This is a genomic window from Brachybacterium sp. (assembly GCF_036379615.1).
Classification (GTDB): domain Bacteria; phylum Actinomycetota; class Actinomycetes; order Actinomycetales; family Dermabacteraceae; genus Brachybacterium.
In genome coordinates, this window is record NZ_DASVGJ010000015.1 from 86,867 (window position 1) to 96,965 (window position 10,099).

The following is a 10,099-nucleotide window of genomic DNA, read 5'->3' on the forward strand; positions in this document are numbered from 1 at the left end:
CTCCGTGGGATCAGAGCCGCCACCAGGCCAAGGCGATTCGCTCGTCAGCTGCGCTGTGGCACTGAACCGCTCAGCTCTGGCGCGGCCGCGGGGGGACGAGACCGTCCGCCTCATAGCGGTCGAACAGTTCGAGGAATGCGCGTTCGGTGCTGATGTAGGTGTCGAAACCGGCCAGTCGGCTCTTGGTCATGTCGGCGAGGACCTCGACCTCGACCCCGAGGTCGCTGTCGGTGTGCCAGAACGAGGCCACCCGCTCGAGCCGGGATTCGATAAGCCCGTACCTGCTCGCGATCTCTTCCCACAGCTGCTCCTTGCCGACCATCTGCTCGGCCAGAGGACGGGGCTCGGAGGTGGGGGCCTCCCACTCGACGCCGAGCGCGTCAGCCAGGCGCGGCCACAGCCACCGCCAGCGGAAGACCTCGCCATTGGTGACATTCCATGCCTGGTCACCGATGCCCGGAGTGGTCGAGGCCCAGATCATCTGATCGGCGACGACGCGGGAGTCGGAGAAATCAGTCAGGCAGTTCCACACGAGCTCCGTGCCGGGGAACACGAGTGGGGTGCCGGTCTCTCGGGCGATCGCTGCGTGGACCGCGAGAGTGAGAGCGAAGTTCATCGCATTGCCGACCGCATGACCGGTGACGGTGTGAGCGCGGTGAACGCTCCAGGTGAAACCATCGCGCTCGGCGGCGGCGAAGACCTCGTCCTCCTGGGCGTAGTAGAAGTTCGGAGTGTCCAGCCGCTCGGACTCCTCCCGGAACGGCGTCTCGCGCATCTCGCCGGTTCCGTAGGCCTCGAACGGGCCCATGTAATGCTTCAGCCCTGTCATCAGCGCGGCATGCTGCACCGAGCCGGCTGGGGAGAGCGCATCGAAGAGGTTGCGCATCATCGCTCCGTTCACACGGATGTTCTCAGCCTCGTTCTCCTGCCGTGCCCACACGGTGAGGAACACGTGCGTGGGGCGGACGTCCTTCACCGCCTGCATGACGCTCTGGGCGTCCTGCAGATCGGCCACGATCGGGCGCACTCCCGTGGGGAGCTCGTGCGCAGAGCGGGAGAGTCCGTAGACGTCCCACTCGCGTCGGGTCGCCAGCTGACGGGCGAGCTCGGAACCGACGATGCCGTTCACACCGACGATGAGCGCGGTCGAGCGAGAGCTGTCCATATGTCCTCCTGCGGAACGATGACGTATTCGGGGAACTCGCGCGGGCCGATGGCCGGCGAGGCTGAGAGTCAGTCTCGACCTCGCTGACCGCCCCAGCCAGATACCCGGTGCTCGTGCGACCGGTGGTCGTACCACTGGCAGGGATACGCTCAGGAGAGCTGGCCTGCGTACCCTGGAGGCGTGAGCAGCGCACCGCAGTCAGGCAGTCTCGGCGAGTTCTTGAAGTCTCGCCGCGATGCGCTGACGCCGGCCGAAGCCGGCATCGCGGACTGGGGCAGACGACGCCGAGTACCCGGCCTGCGCCGTGAAGAGGTCGCTCAGCTCGCCGGGGTCTCCGTCGCCTACTACGTCCGCCTCGAGCAGGGCCACGCACACCACGCTTCCGACGAAGTGCTCCTTGCGATCGCGCGTGCCCTGCGCCTGTCGACGACCGAGACCGAGCATCTGCTCGATCTGGCCAAGCCGTCGCCGATGAAGGCCCCGCCGCGGACCCGTCCCGAGCGCCCCCACCCACTGTCGCTGGCGATGCTCGAATCTCTCGCCACCCGACCAGCAGTGCTCCTGGGCCGACGCAACGACGCCCTCGCGTGGACCCCGACCGGGCATGCACTGCTGGCCCCGCATCTGCCGTTCGACACCAGCAACCCCAGCACCCGACCCTCGCTCCCCCGGCTGCTGTTCCTGGACCCGCAGGTGCGACGCTCCTACCTGGACTGGGAAGCCGAAGCACGCACCTACGTCGCGTACCTCCGGCTCATCAGCGGCAAATACCCGGACGACACCCGCTTGGCCGAGCTTGTCGGTGAACTCTGCATGAAAGACGCCGACTTCGCTGCGCTCTGGGCCACCGGCCATGTCAAGGCATGCACCGGGGGCACGAAACAGCTCCGGCATCCGCAGGTGGGCGCAGTGACCGTCAACTTCCAGGTCTGGCTCCAAGCCGACACCCCTGATCATCGGCTGGAGGTGTACACGCCCGCGGACGAACCCTCCGCCGACGCCCTCGCCCTGCTGAACACCCTTGCCCACGAGAAGCCAGCGGGCCACACGTCTGTCTCCGGCGTCGAACAGGTGGATCACCCGCTCGGCAACGGTCGACGTGGAGCAGAGGGGTCTGGTCGATCTGCAGCGTGGAGAGGATGACGACGTCGCGGTCGTCATCCGGGTCACGGAGTTCGGATCTCCCGGTGAACCCGAGCGCCGTACGGCGAGCACCTCGCCCGTCTCGAAGCGGTCGCCCGTGACCGTCTGGGACGCTCACGGGTGCACCTCTCGGGGAGCCTGCATCCGGAGGACCTGCGCGGTCGCGAGATGCTCACCGCGAGAGCGGCCGACTGGCTGCGCGAGGCCGGCGCCGCGACGGTGCGACCGATGAGCCCGATCGGCCCGGGATCACCGCCCAGCGCCGGCCAGCATCAGGCCGGGACCTGCCGGATGGGCACCGACCCGCGCAGCTCGGTGGTGGATCCGGGTGGTCGGGTGTGGGGGCACGAGCACGCCCCCGGCCTCGGTGATCACGCGGGCCTGCCCCGAACCGCCGACGAACCGGTTCCGGCTCGTCAAGGCGAGCCTGTCGAAGCCCTCCCCGGCCATGACCGTCGGTGATCGGACGCGCAGGTCAGGCTGCGATCTCCTTGGGCGGGACGGCCGCAGCGAGGGCTCCGCCCACGCTCTGTCCCCACATCGCCGGGAACGCCGTGGGGAAGATCCTCAGGTCATCGGAGCCGCCGACCCGCGCACTCGTCGCGACGACCGCACCTCGCCCGGAGGCCACCCCGTCCACCTGGATCTGCGGGGCCTGTTCGCCGCGCTTGTCCTGGGCGAGAGCGAGATGGAGCCGGTCCGAGAGGTAGGAGACGTCGGCCGGGCCGAAATGGGAGGCGAGACGCCCCGCATATCCCTGGATCGTCACGCCGGAGTGGGTGTCCATCCCGAACCGCTGGGCCGTCTGGGACACGAGGGCGTGGATCCATTCGTGGACGGCACCGTTGGACAGCGCGGTGACGCGGAGTGTGTCGGCAGAGCCGTCCTGGCCCACGGTCTCGAACAGGGCGAACAGTGCATCGCCCATCAGGTCGTGCCGGGTCGTGGAATCCAGCGAGAGATGCACATCGGACATCCCGCGGATCGCTCCGGCGTGCACGGACGCGCCGACGGAGGTGCGGTTCCCGGCGGCGTACCCGACTCCGAAGGACTGTCCGAACATGCTGAACTGGTGCATCAGCGTGCCTCGCGCCTCGCCGGCGGTCTTCTCGTCGAAGTGGCGCTCCACCTCGAGCACACGCCGTGGATCACGCTCGATCACAGCACCGGAGGAGTACGCGCTGGCTCGCGGCTGGGCGAGAAGCTGATCGGCGTGCGCCGCGAGCGCGGTCGCCGTCGCCCAGTCCTCACGGTTGATCCGGCGTGCCTTGAGCTCGCCGAGGGCCCCCACGATCACGAGGACCAGTCCGATGATCCACAGCCAACTGGTGAAGAGCAGCACGGCCACCAGTCCGCCGAGCGCACCGTTTCCCGTTCTCGCGAAGATCAGGGGGAGGGCGCTGAGAACGACGACGATCACCAGCATGACGATGCCGACAGTGAGTGCCTTGCGGTGAAGTTGCCTGCGGGCTCGGCCGCACATGGAGGGTGCATCGCTCATGGCCGCCAGCCTACTGATCGATTCACGCCGCCGTCATCGCATCGTGGACTCGTGTGCACGAAAGCCGGGCAGGCCGTGCCCGGACTGCGCGGCCCCGACCATGCCACCGCCCGGAGCATCTGTACAGACGTCCCTACGAAGAGTTCGTCGCACCCCTCGAGGCCACTTCGCGGAACATTCCGGGCATCGATCTCGGGGCGCAGGCGCACCGCGCGGCGGGCGGCTTGCCCACTCTGTCACGGGGTTCCGAACTCGCTCGACGAGAGTAGGTGCACCCATCAGACCGATTCGGTCTTGAGCACCCACGTCGCCGCGCCCGCGCGATACTCCGCGAGGTCCTGTTCCAGCGCGAGGAGGACATTCGGAGCCTCGGTCGAGAGGTCGATGCTCTCCTCGGGGTCCGCCTCGAGGTCGTACAGAGCTCGGTCCACGGTGGCCGGCGGGTCCATGCCTTCGCGGCCATCCACCACGAGCTTGTGGCGACCACGTCGCACCGCGTACTGGCCCTCGTAGGTCCAGACGAGAGGTCTCTCCGCCAGGTCGCCCACATTGATCAACGCATCCAGCAGCGAGATCCCGTCGACGTCGAGCATCTCCGGTGCGGCGCCGTCGACGGCGTGCAGGACCGTCGGGAGCACATCCATCATCATCCCTGCTTGATCGAGCTCAGTGCCGCAGGGGAGTTCGGCGGGCCAGGAGAGAATGCCGGGGACGCGAATCCCACCATCGAACACGGAACCCTTGGAACCGCGGAGTCCGCCTGCCGAGCCGCCGTCGTAGGAGATCTCCTCACCGTCGAGCCAGTTCCGGCTCTCGCGGGAGGGTCCGTTATCCGAGGACATGAGCACGAGGGTGTCGTCCCGGGTACCGCTCTCGTCGAGCGCGCGGAGAACCTCGCCGACGGCGTCGTCCAGGGCCGCGATCATCGCGGCAGTTTCGCGCCGTCCGTCCGGAAGATCGGCGACGCGGTCCATGTGCTCGGCGGGTGCGTGCATCGGGTAGTGCGGGGCGTTGAACGGGACGTAACAGAAGAAGGGCCCGTTCGGCGCGGAGCGGGCGATGAAGTCGGCAGCGCGCTCTCCGATGACAGTGGTGAGGTACTCGCCGTTCAGCCAGACCTCATCGTCGTCCGCCCAGAGGTCGTGTACGGGATTATGAGCGCCCCAGTAGAAGATGTGGGAGTAGTAGTCCACGCAGCCGGCGCGGAATCCGAAGGTCTCATCGAACCCGTAGTGGCTCGGGGCGTAGTCGGCGTCGGCCCCGAGGTGCCACTTGCCGAACAGCCCGGTGCGGTAGCCGCGATCGCGCAGATGCGAGGCGAGGGTGGGCTGCGGGGGCAGACCCGGGGTGTGCCGGGTGCCTCCGAGGATCGATTCGACGCCAGCCCGCGCGGGGTACTTCCCTGTCATCAGCGACGCCCGAGAGGGCGAGCACACGGGCGAGTTGGAGTACCACTGCGAGAGCTTGACCCCGTCGCGGCACAGGGAGTCGAGGTGCGGGGTAGGGATGTCGTCGGCACCGAAGCAGCCCAGGTCACCCCATCCGAGGTCGTCGGCGTAGAGGATCACGACATTCGGGCGGCGGGGGTCGTTCATGGTCACTCCTTCACGGCTCCGGCGGTCATGCCGGCCACGAGCCGGCGCTGCAGGAGGGAGAACAGCAGGATCGTCGGCAGGGCGGCGAGCACCGAGGCAGCCATGACGACGCCCCAGTCGGTGCCGTACTCGCCGAAGAGGCCGGCGATGCCGACCTGCACGGTCTTGAGGGATTCGCTGGTGAGGAAGATCTGCGCGAAAAGGAACTCGTCCCACATCGCGATGAAGGCGGTGATGCCGACCGTGACGATGCCTGGCCACACCAAGGGGGTGATCACGCGGGAGATGACGGTGAGCGTGGAGGCTCCGTCGATCCGTGCCGCCTCATCCAGCGTTCTCGGCACGGCATTGAGGAATCCGGTCATGAGCAAGGTGGCGAGCGGTGTGGTGATCGCGACGTACACGATGATCAGCCCACCGAAGGAATTGAGGAGGCGGAGTTCCGCGAAGAAGAGGTACACCGGGGTGATCAGCACGACGAACGGCAGCAGCTGGGTAGCGACCAGCGCGATCATCACCACCGGCTTCGCCCGGAAGGAGAATCGGGAAAGAGCGAAGCCCGCGAGAACTGAGATCGCCACGGTGATCATCGAGCCGACCACGCATACGAAGATGCTGTTGGGCAGGTAGCGGCCGAAGTTCGTCTCGTCGAAGAGCCGGGTGTACGAGTCCAGGCTCAATCCGGAGAACGCGCTCTGCCAGCTGATCCCCTGAGAGATCTCCTGAACCGGGCGCAGCGAGCTGTACAGCATCCAGATCACGGGGAAGACGATCACGATCAGGACGAGTGCGAAGGGGATCAGGAACAGCAGATCTTTCGGACGCCTGCTCTCCCGGGAAAGGCGGCGTGGCCCCACTCCCACCGTGGCACGTTCGAGCTGTTGAGTCGCGGCCATCACGCCTTCTCCTTTGTCGAGGTCACGCGCATGTACACCACGGCAAAGATCGCCATGATCACTGTCATGAGCAGACCGATCGCTGCGCCAGCGCCGAGCTCGTTGTCGAAGAACGCTGCGCTGTACAGCTCGGTGGCGAGCACTGCTGTGTAGTTGCCCGGCCCGCCGCCGGTGGTCAGCCAGACGTACACGAAGTTGTTGAAGGTCTGGATCACGGTCACCAGGACCACGAGGGTCAGCACCGGCCTGAGGTTCGGCACCGTGACGCTCCGCCACGAGGCCCACCTGCCAGCACCATCCACCTCGGCAGCCTCGTACTGCTCCGCGGGGATCGACTGCAGCCCGGCGACGAGCACCATCACCACGAACGGCAGTTCGCGCCACACGATGATCGCGATGATCGACCACCACACCGTGCTGGTCTGGGCCAGGAAGGGGATTCCGCCGTCGATGATTCCCAGGCCGGTAAGAGTCTGGTTGAGGACTCCGGAATTGCCGTCGAGGATCCATCGCCACGCAGCGATCGCCACGACCTGGGGAACCATCCAGGGGATGAGAATGATGGTGCGCGAGACTCCGCGCAGCTTCCACCGCCGCAGGACCGGGGACTCCAGCGCGAGCGCGAGAGCGAGGCCCAGCGCGATCCGCAGCACGACGGTCATCGCAGTGAGCCAGAAGACGGTGTTGACAGCGGCGTTCGGGAGGTCGCCGCTGCTCCAGAGGTCGGTGAAGTTCTCGACGCCGACTGCCTCGGCGTCGCCCGGCGATTGGTACGGCGACAGGCTCTGGAAGGCGAGGACCACGTTGTATATCGAGGGGATCAAGAACAGAAGTCCGACGACGAGCAGCGCTGGGGCGCTGAGCAGGTACGGCTGCAATGCACGGAGTCGCGTGCCACCCATGTCGCTCACTCCTCCAGTCCACTGGTCAAGGTGCTGATGATCTTCTGCGCCGCGACGACGGGCTCTGACTGCCCGGAGTAGACGGCAGAGAATTGCTGATTGACGAGCTCCTGGAGCGAGCCGATCGTGATCGGCGCGTCGGCGTATCGCGCGAAAGACTCGGAGTGGGGTAGCTGGTCGATGAAACCCTGCTCCGCGGGATCGACGTCGACCTGCTCCAGAGTCGTGGCGGAGGCTGGGTACTGCGGGTAGTTCTCGAAAGTCTCCGGACTGCGCAGGAACTTCACGAACTCCCAGGCCGCCTCGGGTTCTTTGCAGTTCGCGTTGATTCCGAGCGCACGCCCACCCAGGTGCGTCGCGCCGTCCTGGAGTCCGCAGGGCATCGGGGCCGTCATGAGCTCGCCATCGACGGTCTCTCGTGCTGCACGGAACGCCGCCGGGGGCATGAAGGTCATCGCGCAGCTGCCCTCATCGAGCGCCCCGACGATGCTGGGGTCCCCATAGTCGGTGATCGCCTGCATGGCGGTCGGGGTGATCCCAGCGGTGAAGAAGCCGTCGAAGTACTCCATCGCCTCCACGAGCTCCTGCTCGCTGACATCCACCGCCCACCTCTCCCCGTCGACCCGGATCAGCTGCGAGCCGTGCGCCCAGAGGTAGTAGTTGATCGGGAACCACTGGGCGCTGGAGAACTGCGCACCGGCGGGGAACACGAATCCGCTGACGTCACCGCCGGAGTCCTGGGTGATCTGCGAGGCGACATCGGCAAGCTCCTCCCAGTCCTGCGGCGTCTCGGTGGCGCCGAACTGCTCGAGCACGTCCGGCCTGTAGACGAGCGCCATCGTGTCCGCAGTCCACGGGACCGCCCACATCGACCCGTCGTAGGTCGTCATGTCCGTTGCGAGGAGGTCGTCGTCCGCATCTGACGGCGCAGACGCCACGAGACCGGCGAGCGGGGTGAGGATGCGGGGCTCTGCCATGAAGGAGACATCCGTGAAGGCGAGCTGTGCAATGTCGGGGCCGGAGCCGGAGTTGGCCTCGCGGGCAAACTGCTGTGGGTTGTTCGGGGAGAGCGTCTCCATCGAGACGCGGTAGTCGGGGTGGTCCGCGTTCCAGATAGTGATCGCGTCGGCCAGACCTGAGGCCTGGTCTGCGGGGTCGAACTGTCGAAACACCCGTTCTCCCTCGGCGCGGCTGGCACAGCTCGCCAGAGGGGCAGCCATCAGTCCTGCTGCCAGCATCGTTCGTCGTCTCATCACCAGGTCTCCTCCTTGAGCCGCAGGGGCGTCAGTAGACATGATCAATTTGACTAAGTCAATGGGCGTCGTAGCATTCGGCCATGACATCGCCGTCCCACGACTCGACCACGGAGAGGCCGGATCGCCGCGGGACGAACCTGCCCCGCGTCGCTGGCTACAACCAGGTCCTGGTCCTCGATCTGATCCGGAGATTCCCGGGCACGAGCCGCAGCGATCTGGTGCGCCGAACCGGGCTGACGATGCAGACGCTGTCCAACATCTGCCATCGCCTCGCGGCGTCTGGCCTGATCCGCGAATCTGGCCGGGTCCGGTCCGGGATGGGGGCGCCCCGCATCGTCTACGAGGTCTCCCCTACCGGGCGCTACTCGATCGGCCTGCACATCGACCCGGCCAGGCTCAGTTTCGTGCTGCTGGACCTTGCCGGGGACAGCGTCCACAGCCTGACCGTCCCGACCCCAGCGGCGCCGGGCCCCTCGCACGTCCTCGACCTGATCACGGAGCAGACCGGCATTCTGCTCGAGGAGTCCGGTGTCTCGGTGGAGCGAATCACGGCCATCGGCGTCGCGACACCCGGACCTCTCGATATCGAGCACGGCTCAGTAGTCGGCCCTCCCTTGTTGCCCGGCTGGGGGAACGTGCGACTGCGCGACGAGCTCGAGCAGCGGCTCTCGGTGAACGTCGTGGTCGAGAAGGACAGCACCGCAGCGGCCATCGGGGAGATCTGGAAGGCCCCTCGTGACTCGGAGAACCTCGCGTTCATCTATCTCGGGAGCGGAGTCTCGGCCGGCCTAGTCCTGGACGGCACGGTGCTGCGCGGCTCCGGGCGCGCGGCCGGGCGTCTCTCTCATCTGGGAAATATCGGGCACCTCACGGCAGATCCCGACGGCGAGCCCTGCCCGTGCGGTGGCCGCGGCTGCGTGAGCGTCGCATCCCTCCCCGCCCGCATCGTCGAGATCGCCATAGAGCGCGGGGCACTCCCCGTCGGCATCGACACGCAGGATGCACGCGCCGTCGAGACCGCCTTGGTCTCGCTCTCCCAATACGCGGAGCACGACAGCGATTCCGTCGCCGCGGAGATCCTGGAGAACGCCGCCCGCGGATTCGCGCGCGTCGGCATGCAGCTCGCGAACCTCCTCGACCTGGACAGCATCGTCTTCGGCGGCCCGCAATGGCCGGCCTTCGCATCCGCGTGCCTGCGCATCGCGCCCGCGCTGGTCAACGAGCAGTACGTCGCACGGAGCGACCATGAGGTCGACGTGCGCGGGACGGCCATCGGAGGCCACGTCGGGGCGGTCGGGGCAGCTTCCCTCGCCATGTCGGAGACGATGTTCGATGCCCCGGCACAGTTGTACCTTCGGTGACAACCCGAGGTGTTGCGGTCATGGCGATATGGACGCCGAGCGCGATGTGAAGAAACGGGCCACAATGGCACTTCGAGAGGGGAGGACGTCCCCCTCGGGGACGCCCAGCAATCATCTCGGCATGCCCGGCGGGCGGCGCAGCGCAGGCCCGCGCTGCGCCGCCCGCACCGGAGCCCTGGCCTCAGCTCCCTTCGCGCAGCACGGTCTCCACTGTGTTGCCGGCATAGTCGCTCAGCTGCGCGACCACGCGGCTCGACGCGGAGGCGAGCTGCTGGGTGAG

9 protein-coding genes are annotated in these 10,099 nt (G+C 67.2%); 3 read left to right on the top strand and 6 right to left on the bottom strand.

Going from position 1 to position 10,099, the window contains the following annotated elements:
• Window positions 1-70: 70 nt before the first annotated feature.
• Window positions 71-1,165: an SDR family oxidoreductase gene (locus VF289_RS03470; RefSeq protein WP_330881111.1), complete on the bottom strand. Its 1,095-nt coding sequence runs from the start codon at window positions 1,163-1,165 to the stop codon at window positions 71-73.
• A 180-nt stretch (window positions 1,166-1,345) separates the two neighbouring features.
• Here VF289_RS03470 and VF289_RS03475 point away from each other — a divergent pair, with 180 nt between their 5' ends.
• Entirely contained in the window at window positions 1,346-2,308 is a 963-nt protein-coding gene (locus VF289_RS03475) for a helix-turn-helix transcriptional regulator (RefSeq protein ID WP_330881113.1), read from the top strand.
• Between the two features lie 120 nt (window positions 2,309-2,428).
• Window positions 2,429-2,770, top strand: a complete 342-nt coding sequence (locus VF289_RS19575) for a GMC oxidoreductase (RefSeq protein ID WP_414644434.1) — start codon at window positions 2,429-2,431, stop codon at window positions 2,768-2,770.
• Window positions 2,771-2,783: 13 nt separating this feature from the next.
• Here VF289_RS19575 and VF289_RS03480 read toward each other — a convergent pair whose 3' ends face one another.
• The 5 genes from VF289_RS03480 to VF289_RS03500 all read right to left on the bottom strand — a co-directional run bounded on the left by VF289_RS03480 (window position 2,784) and on the right by VF289_RS03500 (window position 8,455).
• Complete coding sequence (locus VF289_RS03480; protein ID WP_330881117.1) at window positions 2,784-3,809, bottom strand: hypothetical protein; 1,026 nt, start codon at window positions 3,807-3,809, stop codon at window positions 2,784-2,786.
• Between the two features lie 278 nt (window positions 3,810-4,087).
• Entirely contained in the window at window positions 4,088-5,404 is a 1,317-nt protein-coding gene (locus tag VF289_RS03485) for a sulfatase-like hydrolase/transferase (RefSeq protein ID WP_330881118.1), read from the bottom strand.
• 2 nt (window positions 5,405-5,406) lie between these two features.
• A complete protein-coding gene (locus VF289_RS03490) occupies window positions 5,407-6,300 on the bottom strand; it encodes a carbohydrate ABC transporter permease (protein WP_330881119.1) in 894 nt (297 codons plus the stop codon).
• Window positions 6,300-7,202: a sugar ABC transporter permease gene (locus VF289_RS03495; RefSeq protein ID WP_330881121.1), complete on the bottom strand. Its 903-nt coding sequence runs from the start codon at window positions 7,200-7,202 to the stop codon at window positions 6,300-6,302. The genes VF289_RS03490 and VF289_RS03495 overlap by 1 nt, the downstream gene beginning before the upstream one ends.
• A 5-nt stretch (window positions 7,203-7,207) precedes the next feature.
• A complete protein-coding gene (locus VF289_RS03500; protein WP_330881123.1) occupies window positions 7,208-8,455 on the bottom strand; it encodes an ABC transporter substrate-binding protein in 1,248 nt (415 codons plus the stop codon).
• Between the two features lie 83 nt (window positions 8,456-8,538).
• On the opposite strand from VF289_RS03500, the gene VF289_RS03505 reads away from it, so the two are divergent.
• Window positions 8,539-9,819, top strand: a complete 1,281-nt coding sequence (locus tag VF289_RS03505; RefSeq protein ID WP_330881124.1) for an ROK family transcriptional regulator — start codon at window positions 8,539-8,541, stop codon at window positions 9,817-9,819.
• Window positions 9,820-10,099 lie beyond the last annotated feature (280 nt).

Coding starts and splice junctions, on each gene's coding strand:
- VF289_RS03500 (WP_330881123.1), bottom strand. CDS start 8,455: ATGAGACGACGAACGATGCTGGCAGCAGGACTGATGGCTGCCCCTCTG.
- VF289_RS03480 (WP_330881117.1), bottom strand. CDS start 3,809: ATGAGCGATGCACCCTCCATGTGCGGCCGAGCCCGCAGGCAACTTCAC.
- VF289_RS03495 (WP_330881121.1), bottom strand. CDS start 7,202: ATGGGTGGCACGCGACTCCGTGCATTGCAGCCGTACCTGCTCAGCGCC.
- VF289_RS03485 (WP_330881118.1), bottom strand. CDS start 5,404: ATGAACGACCCCCGCCGCCCGAATGTCGTGATCCTCTACGCCGACGAC.
- VF289_RS03490 (WP_330881119.1), bottom strand. CDS start 6,300: ATGGCCGCGACTCAACAGCTCGAACGTGCCACGGTGGGAGTGGGGCCA.
- VF289_RS03505 (WP_330881124.1), top strand. CDS start 8,539: ATGACATCGCCGTCCCACGACTCGACCACGGAGAGGCCGGATCGCCGC.
- VF289_RS03470 (WP_330881111.1), bottom strand. CDS start 1,165: ATGGACAGCTCTCGCTCGACCGCGCTCATCGTCGGTGTGAACGGCATC.